The sequence below is a fragment of the Thermoproteus uzoniensis 768-20 genome (assembly GCF_000193375.1).
GTDB lineage: Archaea > Thermoproteota > Thermoprotei > Thermoproteales > Thermoproteaceae > Thermoproteus > Thermoproteus uzoniensis_A.
The window spans coordinates 1,164,724-1,184,716 of sequence record NC_015315.1 but is presented as its reverse complement, the minus strand read 5'-3'; the positions used below and the strand labels follow the sequence as shown (position 1 = coordinate 1,184,716).

Genomic DNA, 19,993 nt, shown 5'->3' with positions numbered 1-19,993 from the left:
GGACGTACAGTATATAAACATTCGCCGGTCCTCCATGCGTGTTTCCTTAAATTTGGAAAGTAACTTTTCTCGTGTCGTGTGATGAAAATACGGTCTTCCGACGATGACGACGAGACCGACTTCTGAGGGTTAAAACATTTTAACCTTGTTCTACTCCCTATCGATGGGCATGTCGGACTCTATATACAATGTGCTTAAGACTTTGGTCGATATATACTCCAGGGAAAATATACCTGTTAAGTCCAAGGAAATAGCCGAGGCGTTGAAGGTCCACGAGGGCTATATAAGGAATATAATGTCGGTGCTCAAGTCGATGGGCCTCGTCATCAGCAAGGCGGGGCCCCACGGCGGCTACGTGCCCACGTCGAAGGCCTACGACATAATAAGCAAGCAGACGCTGTCCGTCCCCATATACCACAACAACACGGCGATAGGCTACGCCCTCGATATATCCCTAATCGGCCTGCTCACCGAGAGGCCTCTGGCCTCCATGAGGGTGCTCGGAGATTTGTCCCCCTACGTACAGAAGGAGGTGAGGGTCGGGCCTCTGCCGAGCGGGATAGTGATCATGGGCAAATTGATCAAGGCCGATCTCGAGTCCTTAATGGAGGTCGACTCGGTGGTCTCGATACCGCATGTGCCCGTCAGCGAGATAATGACCAGGAAGCCCGTGACCGCGAGGCCCGACGACCCTCTAGACAAGTACATCGATGTTCTGTCCAAGAGGAGATACAGGGGGATACCGGTCGTCGACGAGCAGGGGAGGCCTGTGGGCCTCCTGATGTCGTCCAGGGTGGTCGAGGCGCTCGCCCGGTGTGCCGGGAATATAAAGGTCGGCGACGTGATGATCTTGAACCCGCCCGTCATCAACGCATCCGACGACATATACGACGTAATAGGCGCCATGCTGGCCAACAACATAGGCCGTCTGCTGGTGGTGGACGACGAAGGCAAGCTGGTGGGGATCGTGACGAGGACGGACATATTGAGCAGAATAGCGTCTCTCGAGTCTATCGCTTAGCCGCGCCGCACGACCTCGCAACCGTATTCGTACCTCTCCATTCTCTTGCGGCGGAGGTAGCCGGCCGTGTACATGGACGCCTCGCACAGCGCCTCCTCCGCGTCGCCCGTCCTAAGAAAATGCGCGGAGAACGCCGCGAGGAACACGTCGCCGCTCCCCGTCGTGTCCTCCACGTCGAGGCCGGCGCTCGGGGCGTAGTAGAGGCGGCCGTCAACCGACATATACGCGCCGCCGTCGCCCAGAGTATACACAACAATTCTCCACTTAGAGTTGTACTCGGCCAGTTGCCGCGGGTCCAACGCCACGTCGTCGTCTGAGAAGTGCAGTATATCGGCGGCTGGGGCATCGCGCCCAGATCTGATAAAGCCCTGCAGATCCACGGCCGAGACGTCGGCGTAAATCTCCACCGCGCCTATTTCGTCGAACACGGGGTTGAGGACGACCAGAGGCCCCTCGACGACTCCCGATATCTTGACCGAGGGCCGCCTCACGGCGACGCTCCTCCGCGGCCGGGATCTGTAGTCCAGCTCGAAGATCGAGGTGGCGTCGCCTTGAACGAGGCGGGGCTCTACGCCTATCTTCCTCAGCTCGCCCTCTATGAAGTCCCTCTCGTCGGGCCCCACGACCCCTATCGCGACGGGCCTCAAGCCGAGGGCGGCGAAGGCCAAGCCCATGTAGTACGGAGGGCCCCCGATGCGGCGCGTGGAGCCCTCGCTGGTCACCACGTAGTCGACGGTTGGGTTGCCCACTATATACGCGTCCACGGGGGCGAAGCATATTTTTACTTTAATTAACGTTACTATGCGCCGCCGTACTGCCGCAGTTAGAGGACACGGGTGGAGGGACCAATTCGGCTCCCCGCTCCCTCCGGTGTACCTCACCGCTGTGTTCGAGCAGGTAGGCGAGGCGAGGAAGAGCGATAGGGGGGTCGACTTGAAGTACGCGAGGGAGGAGAACCCCACCGTCAGAGCTTTCGAGAGGATAATGGCCTCGCTCGAGGCGGGGGCCGACGCCCTCGCGTTCAACAGCGGGATGGCCTCGATATCTACCCTCTCTGTTTATCTGCTTAACAAGGACGACCTCTTACTGACCACGAAGGAGGCCTACGGGGCCACTCTGAGGCTCTTCTCGACGCTCGGGGAGAAGTTCGGCGTGAGGTTGCTCAAGGCGTATCCGGCCACCGAGGCCGTAGTCGAGGCCGTGAAGGCCGCTAGGCCGAAGGTCGTCTTCGTCGAGACCATGACAAACCCTACCTTGAAGGTGCTGGACATGCCCGAGGTGGTGAAGGCGGCGAAAGATCTCGGCGCTGTCGTTGTGGTCGACAACACGTTCGCCACGCCGGTGCTGGTAAATCCGCTGTCCTTCGGCGCCGACTACGTGGTGCATTCGGCCACGAAGTACATAGCCGGCCACAACGACGTGGTCGGCGGCGTCGTGGTGACGCGGAACGTCGACAAGGATTTGTGGACGTACAGGGCGATGCTGGGGGGCATCATGCAGCCCTTCGAGGCGTTCCTCTGCATGCGCGGCGCCAAGACGCTGTTCCCGCGCTTTGAGCTACAGAGCAAGAACGCCAAGGCCGTCGCGGAGTTCCTCGCAGAGCATAGCAAGGTCAAGGAGGTCTTGTACCCGGGCCTGCCGACTCATAGAGATCACGAGACCGCCAAGAAGCTATTCGGCGGGCTTTACGGAGGGGTCCTCTCCTTTAGGATAAAAGGCGGGAGGCCCGAGGTGGAGAGGGTCTTGTCCTCGTTCAAGCTGATAACGCCGAGCCCGAGCCTCGGCGGCACCGAGACCATAGCGACCTACCCCGTACTAAGCGCGGCCTCGCCCATACCTCCCGAGGACAGGGAAGAGCTCGGGATCACAGAGGACCTCATAAGGCTGTCGGTCGGCCTGGAGGACGTCGAGGACATAATAGAGGACTTGGACCAGGCCCTGAGTTCCATATAGCTTTTGCCGAGACGTCATTGTTTTAATCGGCTAAATAACTTAGGCCATGCGGGTGGTAAGGACTGGCTTGCCGGTGACCGAGCTCCTCAACGAGCTCAGGAAAGATCTCCAGAACGAGAAGCTGGAGTACATGCAGAGGATACCGGCGCCGAGGGCGGGCGAGAGGTATAGGGACGTGGTGGCCGAGCTGTTCACGAAATACGGCGCGGCGGCGGTATATATCTTGCTCAAGACGCCAGAGGGCGAGAAGAGGTATACCGTGCTGGCCCGCTACGACTGGTCCTTCGGAGGCTTCGCAGAGGGCTGGATCGTCGAGGGCGACACGGTGAGGGTATTTGAGCCCATCGGCGTCAGTCTGGGCCAATTCTCGGCGACTCTTGAGGAGTTCGGCGACCTCTTCTGGAAGACAGAGCAGATGCTGGCCAGTAGAAAGGTGGAGCAGGCCGGCAGGGAGCCCTACTGAAGCTTGAGGATCGGCGCCGACTCCCCTACAGGCATCACGTAGTCGAGGATCGTCCTTTTGACCTCCTCGCCGCTTTTGAGAGCCACAGTCGAGAGTCTTCTCTTCAGAGTCCAGTTAATCTCGACAACGGTGCCCATGAAGCCCACGTTGCTTCCGTCGAACACCATAGACTGAACGCCTAATTTGAAGGGTATGTGTTGCCTCACCGACTTGCCCGATATGGAGTAGACGACCGAGTCGAAGGTCTTGAACCTAAGCCCGACGTCTGCCGGCAGAATTAAGTTCCTCCCGTCGTGGAAGTGGAGCTGTATCCTGTTGCCCGACACGTAGTTCTTGCCCTCGATCCTCAGAAGCTTCAGATCGGCCTCGTCGCTGGGTATCTGGACCGGCTTTATGTAGCTGACCGGATCGGGCACTAGCCTGTAGACCTCGCCCGTGGGCACAACCTCGACCACGTCCATGACGCCTACGGGGAACTTATACTCTCTCCTAACCCTCCCGTCGACCTTTATGTAGCCCCTCGCCACTATGTAGCGGGCTTCCCTTAAGGTCTTGGCGTAGCGGAGGACGTCTCTGACCAACACGGCGAGAGGCATCGATCTGCGGAGGCTGTGGGGACCGGGAGCCGGCTTGACGGCCCACACTCCGCCCACCTTCCTCGGTATCGGCCACCACGCCGGCGAGACGGCGCGTCGAAGATGCGGCATGGCCCCTCCCATCAAGCCCTTTATAAGCTTTCCTTGGAAGGGCTCGCGCCTATGCGCCGATCAGCTCGAGAACCGCCGGTAGAGTATCGGCGCGGCTACGCCGACGGCGAACCCCACGGCCGCCAGAGCGAGATCGCGTATCCAGATATTCTCGCCTATCTCGCCGGCGAGCGACACGTCGTTCAGCACTATCAGTAGCGCTATTAGGATCGAGAGCGCGCTGAGCACGTAGACCAACACGCCCTTAAGCGACATGGAATGCGGGATGTACGCAGTATTTAATGGTTTCTAAATAATACCCCAGAAACCTAAATTTTAGCGGTTCTCCGTTTACTGTGGAGATAGGCCGAGGCGTCGGGAGAGTTGTGGCCTCAGCGATAGGCTCCGCCAGCAGGAGGATCTGGATCTCGTCGCCCTGGATAGGGCCCAGCTACGTCAGAGTGTTGGTCGACAGGGCGCTCGCTGGAGTCGATGTGCGCGTCGTGACTATGGATATGCCCGACAACGCCGGGAGGGACCTGGCCCGCGCCGCCGATCTCTACGGCTCCGACAAGTTGAGAGAGGCGGGGGCCAAGATAGCGTACTGGAGGAGGAGGCGCAACTCTAGCCGCGTCGCCGCGTTGAGGGACGCCGCCCTCCTGACGCTGTTGGCTCTGGCGTCCGTGCTAGTAGCCGGACGCCTCGCCCAGTACTCCCAACTGCTCTATCTGGTCGCGGCGACGCTTGCGGCCGTGGCGGCGGCCGTCGCCGTCTATAGGCTAAGGGCGTCGCGGAAGGCGGAGGCCGAGCTACTGGCCGCAGAGGCCGAGTTCGAGAGGCTGAGCAGAGAGCTGGCCGCCTCTAGGGAGGCCATCCGGAGAAATCTGAAGACCCTCGTGGTGCCCCCCGCGACGGCCTTCGTGCACGCCAAGCTGTACATAGTGGACGACAAGGCCTGGGCATCCTCGGCGAATTTGACCGACAGCGGGGTCGAGGAGAACGTCGAGCTGTTGGTGGAGGTGGACGCGGCCGCGGCCGAGCGCGCCTTCGAGCAATTATGGTCTACACTGTCGGCGGAGCTCAGTCGCCTATCTTGATGAAGGTGCCGGGGTAGTCCACGGATCCCCTTCCGGCCGACACCAATATGAGCTTGTGCCTCGCCGCCAGCTCCGAGAAGAGCTTCCTGGTCTCCGCCGTCTCCGCCAGCTCGAAATCGCTGAGCACTACCACGACAGATCTGCGTTGCGCCTTGGTCAAGACGTATTTGATAGCCTCGTCGGGTATAGTGCCTCCGCCGCCCCTCAAGCCCTTCTTGATCTTCTCTATGTCGGACGGCCGCCTCAGCTCCACGGGCTCGTAGGCCCTGGCGTCCCAAGGTATCACGAAGACCTTGGAGGCGCCAGCCCTCAACAGACCGTAGACTTCCGAGGCGAACCTCCTCAGCTTCTCGTCGTCTATAGATGCGGACGTGTCGAGCAGGACGTATATGTCCACCGCGTTCGGCCCTATGCCCACCTTGGAGGGGTACCACTCGGACTTGCGGGACGTCCTGGACCAACGCTTGCGTAGATCCCTCAAGCTCTCCACGGCCTCCTCCAGCTCGACCCTCAAGAGCCTCCTCCAGTCGAGCGACGGCCTATCCACGTCGGCTATATGCCTGATGTGGCCGAAAGGCGACGTGCCGGGCTCTCTGTAGGATCTAATACGCCGCGCCTTCCTCTCCAAGATCCTCCTGACTTCGCCCGGATCGCGGGCCTGCCTTATCTCCTCGGAGCCCGGATTCATGGTCACGTAGTTGGACACCTGCCTCTCGCCCTCGGCTATCCTGGAAGACTGCCTGTAGAGCTTGAGGAGTTGCCTCCTAGAGAGGCCCGACAACTTAGCCGCCAGCTCCTCGGCCGACATCTTCAAGGCGGCGGTCCTGGACACCCCGACGTGCCCGGCCCTGAGCATGTCCCAAGGCACTTCGAACCCGCCGGCCTCGAGCTTCTCGTTGATGACTACGTCCGCCGCCACGTTGAACGCCATGGCCTCCTCCGCCTTGCCCATCTTCATGAGGTCTCTAGCCCTCTCCAGATGGCCTAGATAGGCGTGTAGGACCTCGTGCATGAGTATCGCGGCTCTGTTCTCGGCGGTCAGCGATTGCTGGAAGAAGCGGTCCCCCACCAGTATCATGTTCCCGGTGAACATCGCATACGCGTTCTTGGGGACCTCCTTCGAGTACGCTATGGGGAAGGACATGACGAGGAAGTAGTAGGTGGGGTCCCTCAACATGAGGTACTCCTTGATCTTCTGGAACTCCTCGCCTATGCGGCCCAACTCCACGTAGACCTAGGATTCCGCTACTTAAATTAAGCGCCTAGCCGCTACAGCCGGATCCCCGAGCGCCGGCCTCCGCGTCCGGCGCGATCCTAGGGCTCTGCGGACCTGCGCACGGGCTACCTCCACAGATTTACGGCCGCCTTTCTCACCTTTAGGGGCAATTTGCTCGCGAAGTCCTCGAGCAGTTCGCGCCTCATGCCGACCCTCTCCTTGAAGGTCCTCACGGCGGTTGTGAGTATGTAGGCGTAGAACTCCCTTTCCTCCTCGGCCAGATGCTCCAGCAGAGCCAGGTCTATGGAGCCTCCCGAGAGGTATCTATCGACGAGGGCCTTGGCGTATAGGGACGCCGCTATGAGCTTCTGCTCCAGGTCAAACTTTCTCCACAGCTCTAGAGGCTTTTCGAAAAAATTCCTTGGGGATCCTCGACATGTAGAAGTTGAGGAATCTGGAGCCTGTGGCGCGGCCCACGTTGCCGTAGACAACCTCCGCGACTAGGTCCTCGTCCGCCTTGATGCCGCCGAGTATGTGTAGCTGGACCGCCAAGCGCGTCCAGGACCTCGGGGTGGGGTAGGCCTCCAGCCCCTCCGGCTCCTTGGGCGGCTCGAAGAGGAACGAGGGCCCCTCCTTGAGGAACTCGCAGACGGCTCTCTCCCACGCGTCGCCGTATCTCCTGTCCATGTAGGCGCACCACTCGTCGACTGTCGGCGGCTCTACGTTGAGGACAGTCAACCTGTTGAGTAGAGGAGCCGGGAGAGGCTCGGCGTCGACGCTCATCGAGGGAGGGTTGCCGGCCAGCACCACGATGACGTCGGGCGAGAGCCGCCAGCTCCAGCCCGCCTTGCCCTCCTGGACCAGGCTGTAGAAGAAGACTCTCTGGTCGGCCCTCTTCACGTTGGTCATCTCGTCGATGAAGAAGAGGCCTCTGCACTTGGACAATATCTTCAGCCGCACCGGCGTGAGGAAGTCTATGACGTCGCCGCTGGCGAGGGGCTTGGGGATCGAGACGTCCTCGGGGAATATATGCGGCGCGGCCACCCTCAGATAGACGAAGTACCCCTCGCAGTCCTCAGCCAACTTGTGGGCGGCCCTCTCGTCGAGGAGATCTAAGTCGACGAAGGTCCTGCCCTCCTTCTTGGCGAGCTCTCTGGCGTACTGCTCGGTGATCTCCGTCTTGCCTATTCCGGGCCCGCCTAGGAGGAGGGTCCTGTTTAGGGTCTCCGGGGGGAGGTTCAATATCTGCGTGATCCTGACCACGTAGGCACCATTTTCTCTATATAAATCGTTGCGCGGCGTCCTAGAGGATGGCGGAGAGCATCAACGATGCGGTGTACAACACGGAATACACGGCGTGGACTGCCAGAGCCGACGCGAAGCCGCCCTTCTCGTAGGCATAGGCGAGGATAAGCCCCAGCAAGAAGTAGAGAGCTGCGACGAGGGCCTCCGTTGCCGTGTCCGGCGCGGTGAGCAGGAGGGAGTAGGCCAGCGACGAGACCACATAGGCCAACGCCCTGTTCCTCGCCGACAATTGCTGGAACAGGACTCCTCTGAAGATCGACTCGGAGACGACGGGCTCCTCCAACACGAATACGACCACGACTATTGGCAACAAGCCGCTCTTGTAGAGGTCTTGAGCCTCCGCCGCGGCTTCGCCGGAGGCCAGAAACGGCGACAGGAAGGCCGTGGCCATGAACCACACGAAGAATAGCAGGAGCGCGTTGTAGAGGCCGCGGCTGGAGTACTTGAGCCTCACCCACCTAAACGATACGAAGAAGGCCGTCTCTAACGCGGCGAGCCCGTACACAGAGGCCCAAGTAGGGAGGAATGCGGAGACTACGTCCAACGCGGCTAGGAGCGCTATGTAGGCCAGCGCTAGGTAGAGAGCGCCTCTATCAGTCATACCACTAGCTCGTCGAGGTCCTCGGGGTATTTGGTGAGCAACCTGTAGCCGCCCTCCGTTATCAACACAGTGTCAGAATGCCTAAACCCGCCGAGCCCCTTGACGTATATCCCCGGCTCGATCGTGACGACCATGCCCGGCCTCAAGACTTCGTCGGATCCCACGTCCAGATAGGGCCGTTCGTGGAAGCCCAGCCCTATGCCGTGGCCGGTATGGTGTCTCAGCTTCCCCGAGAGGCCCAGCCGCTCCGCCCTCGCCCTCACGGCCTTATCCACCTCGGCTACCGATACGCCGGGCCTCAAGGCGTCCAGCGCAGCATGTCGGAGCTCCAACATGGCCTCGAAATACCTCCTCACCTCTTGGCCGGCCCCTCCGAGCACTAAGGTCCTCTCCAGCTCGCTGTAGTAGCCGCCGACCTCTGGGCCCGCCCCGATCCCCACCACATCCCCCTTTCTGAACGGGCGGGGGGCCGATATAGAGTGGGGGTAGTAGCTGTACTCGCCTATCTGTCCCCTAAAGCCGACGAAGCCGGGCACCGACTCTCTCATGGGCATATAGCCCTCGCCGAAAGCCCTCTTCATCTCCCTGCTCAGCTCCAGGCTGGCCTCCAAGGCGACCTCCCAGTCGTACTTGCCCTCGGCCATGAGGCCCCTAGCTATCTCGATGCCTCTGGCGGCCCACCTCCCGCTCTCCTCTATAAGGGCGACCTCCTCGGCGCCTTTGACGAGGCGCATGTCCTCGACCAGGCGGGGCTCCACCGACACCTTCAGCTGGCCCAGGAGATCCGCCAAGGCCGGTCCACTGTACCCCCAGCCGCCTGCGGCGCCCGCGCGGTTCTCCAACGCCAGCGACTTTATGCCCCACCGCCTGGCTAGCTCCCCTATCCTCTCGGCGATGAACTTTATGGGGTGGACCTCCCCCGGGTAGTCGAAGTAGTAGTGCTCGTCGATAGGGAGCTCGGACCTCAACGAGAAGTGCTCGTACTCGACCATGGGAGCGAACAGCGCAAGCTCGCCGCGCGCCGTGACTAGCAGAGCCAGAGGGCGCTCGGTCTGGAGGAAGAAGTAGTTGGTGAGGTAAAATATGTTCTCGGGGTTGGTCAGATAGTAGGCGTCGTAGCCCAGCCCCGACAGCCGCCTGCCCAGCTCGGCGATCCTCCTCAACAAGACCTCCTTCCCCACCTTGAGCATTAATAGAACGAATTCACGATAATATATGCCATCGGTCGTGGCGTTGGGGCACCTCCTCATGGACATACAGCTCTACCTGGCCGATAAGCCCGACGTAGGCGAGGCGGCGCTCGTCGGCGAGCTCCGCTACGGCGGTGGCGGCTCCGCCTCCAACTTCGCCGTTGCCGCCAGAAGGCTCGGCCTCGCCTCGGCCATAATAACCTCAGTCGGCTTCGACGGCTTCGGCAGAGTCCTCCTAGAGGAGCTGATGAGGGAGGGCGTCGACATCTCGAGGGTCAAGATAGTGATAGGCCAACAGACGGGCACCTCGTTCCTTTTGGTCTACCCCAGCGGGGACGTCAAGGTGTTCGAGTACGTGGGCGCCTCCGAGGCCGTGGAGCCCAAGGACTTGTCGGACGCCGCGTTCAAGGGCTTCGACCATCTACATATCACTATGTATAGGCTGGACACCGCAGTCCACGCGGCCAGACTGGCCAAGAAGCTCGGCCTTTCGGTGAGCGTGGACCCTGGGAGGATATGGTCCGCGAGAGGCCTCGACTACTTAAGGGAGTTGCTGGCCGAGGCGGACTACCTCCTCCTAAACGAGTCGGAGTTCCGGGCTCTCCTCCGCGGCGATGTGGGCGAGGCGTTCGGGCTAGGCATCGACATGGTGATCGTCAAGCGGGGGCCGCAAGGGGCGACCGCGTATCTGCGGAGCGGCGAGATCTTCGAGGCGTGGGGATTCAAGGTAGAGGCGGTCGACACGACCGGAGCTGGCGACGCGTTCGACGCGGCGTTTCTTGCGGCGCTCCTAGAGGGGCGCGGCGTGGACTACGCCTTGAGGTTCGCCAACGCCGCAGGCGCCTTGAAAACGACCAGAAAGGGGGCCAGGTCTTCGCCCACTAGGGAGGAGGTCGAGAAGTTCCTTGCAACAAGAAATATATAGACTGGAGTCGGATATTGTGTGAGGCTGGCCCTCGGCTTCTATCGTTTTTTCCTGGAGCGCGGCGGCTTCCTGATATTCCTCGCCTTGGCCGCCTTCGCCTGGGCCAAGGGCCTCTACGCCCTCTCCGCCGCCGTGTTGGCCGGCCTGGCGGCGTCTTGGGCAATCGCTTGGCGCGCCACCACGCTCAACGTGGTCTACTGCAATATAGAGGGCCAGAGGCTGACCCACATAAGCATACGGGGCGGCTCGGTCAGTCTGAGGTACGGCAACTCCGCCTTCTCGGTGAGGGGCTACGGAAACGCCCTGGCGGCGTTCGAGTGCGCGTCGCGGAAGGCCCCGGAGCTCATCGACGCCGTGTATAAGTTCGTCGAGCCCAAGCTCCTCGACGCCGATCTCAGAGGCGCGTGTATATACGCCTATTTGGTCGGGCCCAACAAGGACATGGACCTATACATATGTGAGGGCGGCGTGGATATAGGGCTGTCGCTGAGGGGCGCATGTCCGGTGATAATCGCCGCTCCGAGGATTCTGGAGGACTTGGGCGCCACCATAATCAAGAGGACCTACAGCGGGGCCATATTCGCCTCAGCGTTCTTCAGACACCCGGAGGACGCAGTGAAATTCATAAACAACCTCGCCGAGTTCTGTAAGCCGGGCAAGGCCTGCGAGGGGCTCACCGCCAAGGAATGCCTCGCGCTGTATAGGTTGTTGTTCTCATAGCGTAGGTGTTTAATTAGCGGGGTATTCGGGCCTCCGTGAAGCTGGCGGTGGCGGCCCACAGCACGGACTCCGAGGCGCTCGTCCCCAAGATAGAGGGCTTCTTCGAGGAGCTCACGGCCTGCGCCAGGCCCACGGTGCTGGTCGGAGGATATTGGGGGCTCATGAAGCGCGTAGTGGACGCCGCGTTGAGGAGAGGCCTCGCCGTGGTGGCTCTCCTCCCCATAGAGAGGGAGGACGTGGAGCTTCCCGAAGGCGTCGTGGGCATAAAGACGGGTTGCGAGTACAGATGCCGTAGCGTCATGTTGATCCGCTCGGCCGACGTCGTGGCGGCGTTTGGAGGGGCGGCGGGCACCATGATTGAGGTCTTCATGGGATACGCAATGGGGAAGCCCGTATTCGTATTGACAAATACAGGCCTCGCCTCGGACAATTTAAGGAAGGCCTTCCCAGACTACATAGACGAGAGGAGGACAGCCGCCGTCAGATATTTCGAGGATCCCCGCGAGATGGCGCGGGGGATCTGCGAATCGCGGGCCGGCGGGAAGATAGTTGAGGTCGGATAGCCGCCGTGCGGGCCGACTCCGGCCGACAGACGCGCCGAAACGGCGACTACCGGCCTCTGCCCGCTACGACCTCGCCAGATAGATTATGTGGGGGGCTTCGGGCAGTATAATGCCGAGGCCCGTCTCGACGGCGTTGGGCGACCCGGGCAAGACGACCACGAGCTTGCCGTTGGAGACGCCGGCGAGCGCTCTGGACATAATGGCCGCCGTGCCCACCTCCTGGTAGCTCCTCAGCCTGAAAACGTCGCCGAAGCCCTCCAGCTCCTTCTCGAGGAGCGGCCTAACGGCCTCGACGGTTACGTCCGTGCGCGCCACGCCGGTGCCCCCCGTGAACACGACCACGTCCACGTCCGGCCTCCGTAGCAGATCCATGAGGATCCCCCTTATCATCACCACGTCGTCTTTGACCAGCGATCTGCCGACCACCTTGTAGCCCGCCTGCGAGATTAGGGCGACGGCCCTATCGCCAGACTCGTCCGCGTAGTTCTTGCCGGAGGCCATGGCCTCGTAGCGCGAGGTGCTCACTGTGACAACCCAGAAGGATAGCTCCCTCGGGCCGCGCGATCTGTGCTCCTCGTGGGGCTTCACGACTAACTAAACACGGAGCTTTTTAAGAGCTTCCTCAGCTGTCAGCCCCAATTCGCAGATCTCGGCTATAGGTACGCCTAGATCTCCACAACTGGGCTCCTGCGCGTTATCATGTCTATGTAGACCTCGGCCGCGTTGGTTAAGTAGTCTATCACCCTATCGGCGTGTAACATGGTTATCTCGTCCCTCGCCAGTTGCCTCAGGAGGAAGCGGATCTTGTCGGTGGTCTCTATGAACGCGAAGACGGACCTCACATCGTCGACGGACGACGTCTTGACGAACTCGGCCACGGCGCCTCTCAAGGCCTCCACGAGCTCCCTAGGCGGCTCCAGTCTCGCCAGCTCGACTATATGGTCGGCGGCTCTCTCGACGTATCTGGCCAGCTGGACGTGGCTGGCGCAGAGCCCCGTGGGGTATTTGTGGCACAGCCTCTCTATCATGTGCCTATATCTATCCACCTCGTCGTCGACGCTTTCGAGCAACGAGGGGTCGACCTTCGGGGCGGTTATCAGGTGGTCTATCATGAAGGCGAGGGTCGAGACCATTCTCGATATCAGCTTCTCCCTATCGAACTTGACGTCCTCCACCCTGAAGACTATATAGTCGGGCCCCTCCTCCATGGGGAGCATGTAGAGCCCTCTCGCCACTGACATTATCTTGTGCCTGAGCCCGAGATCCAGTCCCTTGACCTCTAGCCTGACCTCGTCGTAGCCCGACACAAGCGCGGCCATAAGTAGCTTGACCACGACGTCGATGTTGGGGCTCGACACCCTCGCCGTGAAGCTCCTCGGCTTCGCCGGCTTGACCACCACCACGTCCTCCTCCCACATGACGTTGACCTCGCTCCTCTCGCCGACTGAGTTCTTCTCGCACCAGGCCTTGGGCAGAAAGACCGCGTAGGACTCCCTTATCCTAAAGATACGGCGAGTCTCCATGTACTTGTTTAAGCTAGATAAATTTTGCTATTATGGGCTACTCTTCGCAGTCTTCGAGAACTCGGTGAGCGCGTTGATGAGCATCCTGAGCATCAAGTGGGTCCGCTCGATGCTCTTCTCCATAGCCGCCACGACCTCCAGCTCCAGCTGGGTCTTGGCCGAGGCGCGCAACGACTTCATGAGAGCCATATGGGCCTCGTAGCGCTCGCACATCTCGTTGAGGCGGGTCACCACCTCGTTAACGTCCAGCCTCTCTCCATCGTGGGGGAGGTCGGGGATGTCGAGCGCCTCGAGTAGCCTAACTCTTAGGTGGATCTCCCTGATAATTCCGTCGAGGAACGCGGCCATATACTCGTCCTCCACGGCGCCTCTAAGCTTCAGCAATTCGGTGAGGTGCTCGAGCTCGCCCGCCAACAGCCTCTCCATACCCTACGCAATTCCCCGAGATAAATATTTGGCCTACGCCGTATTCCACATTAAACATAATTATGGAAACGCATAAAAAGAAAACGCCATAGATACAATCATGTCGGTGGCGCAGTTCGCCTCGACCGATGTCGTCAAGGCGACGCCCGATATAACCATAAAGGATGCGGCTAAGATCCTCAGAGAGCACAACATAGGCCTCCTAGTGCTGGTTGACAGAGAGGATCGATCCAAGGTAGTTGGCGTCGTCTCCGAACGCGATATAGTGAGGGCAGTGGCGGAGGGCGTAGACCCCTCGAGGCCTGTATTGGACATAGCGACGAGGTCCGTGATCTCCGTCGAGGCCGACGACCCGTTGAATAAAGCCGCCGAGCTCATGAGGAGGCATAACATACGCCACGTGGTGGTCCTGAAGGACGGCAAGCTCTACGGCGTGCTCTCGATAAGGGATCTCGTCTACGAGGACCACGCGTTGAGGGTCATAGCGGGCTACGACGAGTGGACCTTCGAGAGGGGGATGAGCGCTTGATCACCTCCTCAGAAGGGCCGCGACTAGCCTCGCAACGGCTCCCGGCCTCTTCGCGAGCGCGAGGAACAACCCGCGCGCCGAGAGCTCCTCCTCTATGTAGTCGCGGAGGAGCGCGTCGTCGGCGAGAAGAGAGATAGACCCTCCTCTGGCCGCAAGCCTGGCCGCAAGCGATAGGAGCCTCTTCTGGAGCTCTATCTGCCTGACTATGTGCCTCACTCTCCTCCCGTACTCCTCAAGAGGCCTCCGCGTCTTGAGCGCCTCGGCTAAGGCCAACGCCGAGAGCACGCCGGGCCTAATCCCCTCGCCCGTCAACGGGTAGACCAAGCCGGCGGCCTCGCCGATTTTGTAGGACCCCTCGACGCCGAGATCTATCTGCGGCATCACCGTCAGAGGCGCCCCCCTCAACAGCCTTATCCTGCCGCCTAGCCGCGCGGCGAACTCCTTCACCAAGGGCGTCGGGTCGCGTACGCCGAGGAAGCCCCCTCCGACGTTGTAGACCCCGCCGTGAGGAAAGATCCAGAAGAACCCCGTCAGGCCTGGGGGGTATATGAAGTCGGCGGTCTCCTCCTCCCTCCTCATCCCCTCCACGTAAGCCATCGCCACTATCAGCTTCTCGCCCCTACTGGCGTACGGCCCCCTGGCGTCGACAACCACGCCGTCCCCCCACTCCTCCGCCTCTATGGCCGACCGCAACGACTCGACCCAAGCCGCCTTATCTAAGATATACCACCTCGGCTTGCTGTAGGAGACCTCGCCTATTAGCCTATCCCCCGAAAAGAATCTGTACTTCTTGACCCTATCCACTATGTACTCCCTCCCGACCATAGGGGTCTCCACGGGGACGGCCTCCCCGCAGGCCTTGAAATAACGCCCACTTCTCTCCACGACGGCGGCTTTCCCTAAGGCGGCGCCTAGAGCGGCCCCCGACGGGCCCAGCCCGAGTATCTTAACCACGTCGGCCTTAGCCCGGCCGTATATATAGTTGCCCAAGAGCGCCGCCCGCGCGTCGGGCGGGAGAAGAGATAAATACAACGGCGCCTATGGATCTATGTTTAAACGCATCCTCGTCGCCTACGACGGCTCCCAGCACGCGAGGAGGGCCCTCGAGGTCGCCATAGACCTCGCCAAGAAGTACGGGGCTAAGATATACGTGGCGGAGGTCGTCGACACGGCGACTATATTGGGGCTCTCCATGGGCCCCGTACCCCCCGACATTATAGACTCCATGAGGGAGAAGGCCAGGGCGGATTTGGCCGATGCCAAGGCTAAGGCGGAGGCGGAGGGCGTGCAGGCGGAGACGGCGATGCTGGAGGGCGATCCCGCGACGGCCATAGTCGAATACGCGGACAAGATAGGGGCAGACCTCATAGTAACTGGCAGCAGAGGCCTCTCCAGCATAAAGCGGGTGTTCCTCGGCAGTGTCTCCACGGGCGTGGTGACCCACGCCAAGAAGCCGGTGCTGGTCGTCAAGTGACCGGTGATGAGGAACCGGGCTCCAAGCGGTGAGGAGTTGATAGGCCGCTGAACCCATATAAAGCTTTTCCCACCACGCCACGTGTACGTCTTCGATCTAGACGGGACTCTGGTGGACTCCGTCGACGCCCACGTAAGGGCGTGGATAGACGCGCTCGCCGCCCTAGGGGTTAAGGCCAGCGAGGAGGAGGTGAGGCCTCTCATGGGGCTCCCCGCGGCGGAGATAGCCAGGAGGCTCGCGCCGGGCAAGGCGCGGGAGCTCGCCGAGCTGAAGATCAGGTACTTCTTGGAGCGGCATATAGACGAGGTGGTGCCCTACCCTGACGTCGACGTATTGGCGTCGCTCCCCCGCCCTATAGCGGTGGTGACGTCGTCAAGCGGCGTGCTCGCGAGGGCTGTCCTGAGGAGGGCCGACATCGCGGTGGACTACGTCCTAGGCGGCGACGAGGTGGAGCGGGGGAAGCCGCACCCCGACCCCCTCATTGCAGTGTCGCGCGTCTTCGGAGTGCCGACGAGCTCCATGGTGGTCGTCGGGGATAGCGTCTACGACGTGGAGATGGCGCTCGCGGCAGGCGCGCGCCCCATATGTATAGCTAGATCGCTCCCTCCGTGTAGGCCGGACGTCCGCGTCATCAAGAGCTTGAGGGAGCTCTTGAACTCCCTGCGTTGAGGCGGATTCGGCGCCGGTCCTACGTCGGTCGGATGTTCAGCTTCACCGCCGGCGTTAGGCTATCCAGCCTGGCCGCGTCTTGACCATGCCTTGCGTCCTCCTCGCGGCGAGCTCCTTCAGCGTCTGGAAGAGCTGCGCGTCGCCGCATATGAGGCGCCCTTCGTAGAAGGCGTCTACGAAGATCGTGTTGAGGCGGGCGATCTCCCCCGCGGCCGCCTGGGGAGTCGCGTAGTGTACCTGCGCCAGATCGTTGGGAGGCTTCCCGGGCGGGGCGTCCCCGAGGATCACGAGATCCCAGTCGCTGTCTATCCTGGCGTCTCCCCTGGCCCGGGAGCCGAAGAGGACCACCGTGTACCCCTTCGTGCATAGGCTCTTGATCCACTCCTCTATCTCGGCGTGGGATTTAAGCAGTATCCTTCTGAACACTATTCCAGATAACTTCTAGACATTTTATACATTCCTCTGCGTCTTCCCGGTCGTGCTCCAGCATCCTCGCGTCGGGGTATCTACTGCCTATATACTGCTCCGTGAGGTACTTCGCGCATCTGACGACCTCGGCGTCTAGGCCGCGCTCCAGCGACTCATAGAGGAGCTTGACGAGGTGGTACACGGAGTGGGTATAGGGCCGCGAACCGATTGCCTCGATCAGCCTCCCCTTCAGCAGAAACTCGGCCGCCTGTTGGGCCAAGCCTCCGGGTAGTAGCATCTCTGGAGGAACTCGACGGCGAGGGCTCTGTAGCGCTTCGCCCTGGAGAGCCAGCGGTCGGCCGCGCAGAAGCGGCGCCATGAATATAAAAGCTCTGCCGGAACGGCGTCCAGCCAGCATCGGGAATATTTTTAGTGGAGAGTTATTCTATGGAGCTCGTCCGTAGGTATATACAGGGCAACCACCTGATCACGACGTATGTTCTCGACGTGGGAGGGGTCAAAGTCGCCGTGGATCCCGGGCCGCCGAACTCCTTCACGCCGACGGACGCCGACTATATAATCTGTACGCATATCCACAACGACCACTGCGGCGCCGCTGGCCACGCAGGCAAGCCGGTCTACGTACACGAGAGGTACGTGGGGCATGTGGCCAACCCGGCCCGTCTCTGGCAGGCTACCAAGGAGACCCTCGGCCCCATCGCCGATCTCTTCGGCGAGCCGAAGGGGGCGGCCGACGTGAGGCCCCTGAGGGACGGGGAGAGGCTGTTCGACGCCATCGACGTGTACTTCACGCCGGGCCATGCGCCGCACCACGTCATGTTCTACTACAGAGACGGCGGCGTTTTGTTCACCGGCGACGGCGCCGGCGTCTACGTGCCGGAGATAGGGGCCGTGTTCCCCACGACCCCTCCGCCGTTTAGGTTCGACCTATACGTGGAGTCGCTTAGGAGGGTCGCCTCGATAGGCGCCAAGATGCTCTGCTTCCCCCACTTCGCCTGCACCGAGGACGTCGACCTCTTGAGGAGGCACTTGGAGCAGATAAAGGCGTGGCGCGAGGCCGCTTTGGCGGTCAAGGGCAGAGGCGGAGGGCCCGAGGAGCTCGCGGCCGAGTTGAGGCGGGCGGACGAGGCGGCGGCGAAGATAGCCGAGAGGGGCGGCCTTCTCTACAGCTTCTTCCTCTGGCAGACGTTACTGGGCCTGCTACAGAGCTGATTAGCTTAGTCGGCCAGCCGAGAGCTCGTAGGCCAGGGCGATCCCCAACAGCTTCTCGTCGTCGGAGGAGGCCAGCTGTAGCCCCACGGGCAGGCCGGGGGCTGGCGCGGGGACAGACACGGCGGGGAGGCCCGTCAGATTGAAGAGCTCGGTGAAGGCCAACAGCTTCGGCCTAACCGCTATGGAGTCGGCCTCCTCTATCCTCGGCGCGGCGATTGCGGTGGTGGGGGTCGCCAGGGCGTCGTACCTCTTTAGGAGCGAGGCGAAGTACGCCTTGGCCTCCCTCTGCACCTCAAGCGCCTTTATGTAGGCTACCGCCGGGAGGGACGCCCCGACGCGTAGGAGGGACGCCACGTCGCGCCCCATGAACTGGCCGTAGGACTTGAGGTAGCCCCAGTTGACCGCGGCCGCCTCCGCGAGGAGTATGGCGGCTCTTGCGTAGGAGAAGCGCCTGGCGTCCACCTCCACCTCGAACCGCTCGCCCCCCGCCTCCTCCAGTACAGAGACGGCGCGCCAGAAGGCCTTATCTACGTAGTCGTCGGCCTCGGCCACGCCCCTCAACACAGCGAAGCGGAAGCGGGCAGGGGGCTCCGCCTTGACGCCGCTTAACACCTCCATGAGGTATGCCACGTCCGAGACAGTCTTGGCGAGGAGGCCCACGTGGTCGAGGGTGGGCGCGAGCGGCTTGACGCCGTCGGTAGGCAGAGAGCCGTAGGCCGGCTTGTAGCCCACGACCCCGCACAGCGCCGCCGGGATCCTCACGGAACCCCCCGTGTCGGTCCCGAGAGCTATGTGGGCTACGCCGGCCGCCACGGCGCCTGCGGATCCCCCCGAGGAGCCGCCGGTGATTCTGGAGGGGTCGTGCGGATTCCTCGTGGGGCCGAAATGGGGATTTATGTTGGTGGCGCCCAGCGCCAGCTCGTGCATGTTGGTCTTGCCGAGCACCAAGGCCCCCTCGGCCTCCAGCATCCTCACCACGGCGGCCGATCTGCCGGGCACCGACTTGGCGTAGGGCGCACCGTTTGTCGTGGGGAGCCCCGCCACGTCGATGTTGTCCTTCACCGCCAGCACAAGCCCGAAGAGGCGGCCGCCGCGCCCAAGCCCCGCGATGTGCTCCGCCTTCTCGGGAAGAGCTCTGTCGAGAGCTAGGAAGTAGTTGTTGCGGTCGGACTCGGCCTTCCTGAGGGCCTCCTCGGCGTCTCTTCTCACAGATGCGGGGTCTGCCAGATTCCTCTCAACGATCTCCCTTATCATAACAAGCCGAGGCCTCTAAGGATTGACTCGACTTGTCTCTCCACCTCCTCTGTCGCCTCGCCCAGCCCCAGCTCCCTCACTATTTCCTTGACGTACTTCATACAATTGGCGGCATGTGGACGCGTAGAAAAGCTTTTCCGCTATCCAGTTGGCCTGGTTCGATATATAGTCCACCTTCTTCCTGAGCTCGAAGTCGCGCGGCTCGAGGCCTAGCATGTCCAGATACAACCTCTCCACCGCCGCGCGTAGGGACTCCGCAGCCTTTAGGTCTCTCCTCACGAGCTCCTCGTTGGCCTTCCTCCCCAGCTCCCCCGCCACATCGGCGACGCCCATTAGATACGTCATTACGTCCACGCCGACCTCCTCGCGGCTCGGGAGCCTGCCCTCCTTGAGGAACACCCAGAGGGAGTACGCCTCGACGTACTCCTGCAGGCCCTGCGCCCCGTTGTTGTAGAACATGGGGTATCTCGATATCAAGTCCCTCAGCTCAGCCGCCGCGGCCGACATCTCCTTCAGATGCCTCTCGGCGGCCTCGACATCGCCTCTAATGAGCGAGTAGATCACCGATTTGCTGAGCCTAGTGACCCTTATAGAGGTCTGTATAACCCTCTCCCTAACCTCCTCGTACTCCCTCAGCTCGTTGTATAGCTTTTCCACGTCGAGCACGGCACCCCTCGGCCCACTATATAAAAGCTATTTCCGACTGCTACGAGCCGCCGTCTTTCCGCTGGCAACAA

General features: G+C 61.5%; 26 protein-coding genes. 11 read left to right on the top strand and 15 right to left on the bottom strand.

Translation table 11 applies throughout. The annotated features are described in order from the left end of the window. Positions 1 to 163: 163 nt before the first annotated feature. Complete coding sequence (locus tag TUZN_RS06625; RefSeq protein WP_052886146.1) at positions 164 to 1,021, top strand: CBS domain-containing protein; 858 nt, start codon at positions 164 to 166, stop codon at positions 1,019 to 1,021. Here the strand turns inward: TUZN_RS06625 and TUZN_RS06620 are convergent. After that, positions 1,018 to 1,785, bottom strand: a complete 768-nt coding sequence (locus TUZN_RS06620; protein WP_013680185.1) for a PfkB family carbohydrate kinase — start codon at positions 1,783 to 1,785, stop codon at positions 1,018 to 1,020. The genes TUZN_RS06625 and TUZN_RS06620 overlap by 4 nt on opposite strands. Positions 1,786 to 1,822: 37 nt before the next feature. Here TUZN_RS06620 and TUZN_RS06615 point away from each other — a divergent pair, with 37 nt between their 5' ends. Beyond that, on the top strand, positions 1,823 to 2,974 hold the full coding sequence (locus TUZN_RS06615; protein ID WP_052886145.1) for a cystathionine gamma-synthase family protein: 1,152 nt from the start codon (positions 1,823 to 1,825) through the stop codon (positions 2,972 to 2,974). Between the two features lie 46 nt (positions 2,975 to 3,020). Continuing rightward, positions 3,021 to 3,437: a hypothetical protein gene (locus tag TUZN_RS06610; protein ID WP_052886144.1), complete on the top strand. Its 417-nt coding sequence runs from the start codon at positions 3,021 to 3,023 to the stop codon at positions 3,435 to 3,437. Here the strand turns inward: TUZN_RS06610 and TUZN_RS06605 are convergent. Both TUZN_RS06605 and TUZN_RS06600 read right to left on the bottom strand, forming a co-directional pair. After that, complete coding sequence (locus TUZN_RS06605) at positions 3,431 to 4,144, bottom strand: 30S ribosomal protein S4e (protein WP_052886143.1); 714 nt, start codon at positions 4,142 to 4,144, stop codon at positions 3,431 to 3,433. The two genes, TUZN_RS06610 and TUZN_RS06605, sit on opposite strands and share 7 nt — an antisense overlap. Before the next feature lie 60 nt (positions 4,145 to 4,204). After that, on the bottom strand, positions 4,205 to 4,399 hold the full coding sequence (locus tag TUZN_RS06600; RefSeq protein ID WP_013680181.1) for a hypothetical protein: 195 nt from the start codon (positions 4,397 to 4,399) through the stop codon (positions 4,205 to 4,207). An 80-nt stretch (positions 4,400 to 4,479) separates the two neighbouring features. On the opposite strand from TUZN_RS06600, the gene TUZN_RS06595 reads away from it, so the two are divergent. Then, a complete protein-coding gene (locus tag TUZN_RS06595; RefSeq protein WP_013680180.1) occupies positions 4,480 to 5,220 on the top strand; it encodes a phospholipase D-like domain-containing protein in 741 nt (246 codons plus the stop codon). On the opposite strand, the gene TUZN_RS06590 is transcribed toward TUZN_RS06595, so the two are convergent. The 4 genes from TUZN_RS06590 to TUZN_RS06575 form a co-directional block, all read right to left on the bottom strand. Beyond that, complete coding sequence (locus tag TUZN_RS06590) at positions 5,204 to 6,448, bottom strand: DUF2201 family putative metallopeptidase (RefSeq protein ID WP_013680179.1); 1,245 nt, start codon at positions 6,446 to 6,448, stop codon at positions 5,204 to 5,206. The genes TUZN_RS06595 and TUZN_RS06590 overlap by 17 nt on opposite strands. Before the next feature lie 366 nt (positions 6,449 to 6,814). Next, complete coding sequence (locus TUZN_RS06585; protein WP_013680178.1) at positions 6,815 to 7,699, bottom strand: ATP-binding protein; 885 nt, start codon at positions 7,697 to 7,699, stop codon at positions 6,815 to 6,817. A 40-nt stretch (positions 7,700 to 7,739) separates the two neighbouring features. Continuing rightward, positions 7,740 to 8,342 carry a CPBP family intramembrane glutamic endopeptidase gene (locus TUZN_RS06580; RefSeq protein ID WP_013680177.1) on the bottom strand — a complete coding sequence of 201 codons (603 nt, stop codon included), beginning with the start codon at positions 8,340 to 8,342 and terminating at the stop codon, positions 7,740 to 7,742. Next, complete coding sequence (locus TUZN_RS06575) at positions 8,339 to 9,532, bottom strand: M24 family metallopeptidase (protein WP_013680176.1); 1,194 nt, start codon at positions 9,530 to 9,532, stop codon at positions 8,339 to 8,341. The genes TUZN_RS06580 and TUZN_RS06575 overlap by 4 nt, the downstream gene beginning before the upstream one ends. Positions 9,533 to 9,557: 25 nt before the next feature. Between TUZN_RS06575 and TUZN_RS06570 the strand changes: the two genes are divergently transcribed. The 3 genes from TUZN_RS06570 to TUZN_RS06560 are packed head-to-tail and all read left to right on the top strand — an operon-like array spanning position 9,558 to position 11,740. Beyond that, entirely contained in the window at positions 9,558 to 10,457 is a 900-nt protein-coding gene (locus TUZN_RS06570; RefSeq protein ID WP_013680175.1) for a carbohydrate kinase family protein, read from the top strand. Between the two features lie 18 nt (positions 10,458 to 10,475). Further along, a complete protein-coding gene (locus TUZN_RS06565; RefSeq protein WP_013680174.1) occupies positions 10,476 to 11,177 on the top strand; it encodes a hypothetical protein in 702 nt (233 codons plus the stop codon). A gap of 35 nt (positions 11,178 to 11,212) precedes the next feature. After that, positions 11,213 to 11,740: an SLOG cluster 4 domain-containing protein gene (locus TUZN_RS06560; RefSeq protein WP_013680173.1), complete on the top strand. Its 528-nt coding sequence runs from the start codon at positions 11,213 to 11,215 to the stop codon at positions 11,738 to 11,740. A 63-nt stretch (positions 11,741 to 11,803) separates the two neighbouring features. On the opposite strand, the gene TUZN_RS06555 is transcribed toward TUZN_RS06560, so the two are convergent. From TUZN_RS06555 to TUZN_RS06545, 3 genes are all read right to left on the bottom strand, one after another. Beyond that, positions 11,804 to 12,328: a MogA/MoaB family molybdenum cofactor biosynthesis protein gene (locus tag TUZN_RS06555; protein WP_013680172.1), complete on the bottom strand. Its 525-nt coding sequence runs from the start codon at positions 12,326 to 12,328 to the stop codon at positions 11,804 to 11,806. A 77-nt stretch (positions 12,329 to 12,405) separates the two neighbouring features. Next, the gene (locus TUZN_RS06550; RefSeq protein ID WP_013680171.1) at positions 12,406 to 13,263 is read right to left on the bottom strand and encodes a PhoU domain-containing protein; all 858 of its coding nucleotides are present in this window, start codon (positions 13,261 to 13,263) and stop codon (positions 12,406 to 12,408) included. 30 nt (positions 13,264 to 13,293) lie between these two features. Continuing rightward, on the bottom strand, positions 13,294 to 13,689 hold the full coding sequence (locus tag TUZN_RS06545) for a hypothetical protein (RefSeq protein ID WP_013680170.1): 396 nt from the start codon (positions 13,687 to 13,689) through the stop codon (positions 13,294 to 13,296). A gap of 100 nt (positions 13,690 to 13,789) precedes the next feature. Between TUZN_RS06545 and TUZN_RS06540 the strand changes: the two genes are divergently transcribed. After that, entirely contained in the window at positions 13,790 to 14,218 is a 429-nt protein-coding gene (locus TUZN_RS06540; RefSeq protein WP_013680169.1) for a CBS domain-containing protein, read from the top strand. On the opposite strand, the gene TUZN_RS06535 is transcribed toward TUZN_RS06540, so the two are convergent. Then, positions 14,219 to 15,172 (bottom strand): NAD(P)/FAD-dependent oxidoreductase, encoded by a 954-nt coding sequence (locus tag TUZN_RS06535; protein WP_052886313.1) that lies wholly within the window; start codon positions 15,170 to 15,172, stop codon positions 14,219 to 14,221. A gap of 94 nt (positions 15,173 to 15,266) precedes the next feature. Here TUZN_RS06535 and TUZN_RS06530 point away from each other — a divergent pair, with 94 nt between their 5' ends. Together TUZN_RS06530 and TUZN_RS06525 are read left to right on the top strand one after the other, a co-directional pair. Continuing rightward, positions 15,267 to 15,692 carry a universal stress protein gene (locus tag TUZN_RS06530; protein ID WP_013680167.1) on the top strand — a complete coding sequence of 142 codons (426 nt, stop codon included), beginning with the start codon at positions 15,267 to 15,269 and terminating at the stop codon, positions 15,690 to 15,692. Between the two features lie 81 nt (positions 15,693 to 15,773). Continuing rightward, positions 15,774 to 16,361 carry an HAD family hydrolase gene (locus tag TUZN_RS06525; protein ID WP_013680166.1) on the top strand — a complete coding sequence of 196 codons (588 nt, stop codon included), beginning with the start codon at positions 15,774 to 15,776 and terminating at the stop codon, positions 16,359 to 16,361. 54 nt (positions 16,362 to 16,415) lie between these two features. Here TUZN_RS06525 and TUZN_RS06520 read toward each other — a convergent pair whose 3' ends face one another. Together TUZN_RS06520 and TUZN_RS06515 are read right to left on the bottom strand one after the other, a co-directional pair. Continuing rightward, the gene (locus TUZN_RS06520; RefSeq protein WP_013680165.1) at positions 16,416 to 16,787 is read right to left on the bottom strand and encodes a nucleotidyltransferase domain-containing protein; all 372 of its coding nucleotides are present in this window, start codon (positions 16,785 to 16,787) and stop codon (positions 16,416 to 16,418) included. Further along, positions 16,765 to 17,049, bottom strand: a complete 285-nt coding sequence (locus tag TUZN_RS06515) for a HEPN domain-containing protein (RefSeq protein WP_237698198.1) — start codon at positions 17,047 to 17,049, stop codon at positions 16,765 to 16,767. The genes TUZN_RS06520 and TUZN_RS06515 overlap by 23 nt, the downstream gene beginning before the upstream one ends. A gap of 167 nt (positions 17,050 to 17,216) precedes the next feature. Between TUZN_RS06515 and TUZN_RS06510 the strand changes: the two genes are divergently transcribed. Further along, positions 17,217 to 18,002 (top strand): MBL fold metallo-hydrolase, encoded by a 786-nt coding sequence (locus TUZN_RS06510; protein ID WP_013680163.1) that lies wholly within the window; start codon positions 17,217 to 17,219, stop codon positions 18,000 to 18,002. Here the strand turns inward: TUZN_RS06510 and TUZN_RS06505 are convergent, their stop codons facing one another. Both TUZN_RS06505 and TUZN_RS06500 read right to left on the bottom strand, forming a co-directional pair. Beyond that, the gene (locus TUZN_RS06505) at positions 18,003 to 19,256 is read right to left on the bottom strand and encodes an amidase (RefSeq protein ID WP_013680162.1); all 1,254 of its coding nucleotides are present in this window, start codon (positions 19,254 to 19,256) and stop codon (positions 18,003 to 18,005) included. A 15-nt stretch (positions 19,257 to 19,271) separates the two neighbouring features. Next, positions 19,272 to 19,922, bottom strand: a complete 651-nt coding sequence (locus TUZN_RS06500) for a translin family protein (protein WP_013680161.1) — start codon at positions 19,920 to 19,922, stop codon at positions 19,272 to 19,274. Positions 19,923 to 19,993: the final 71 nt, after the last annotated feature.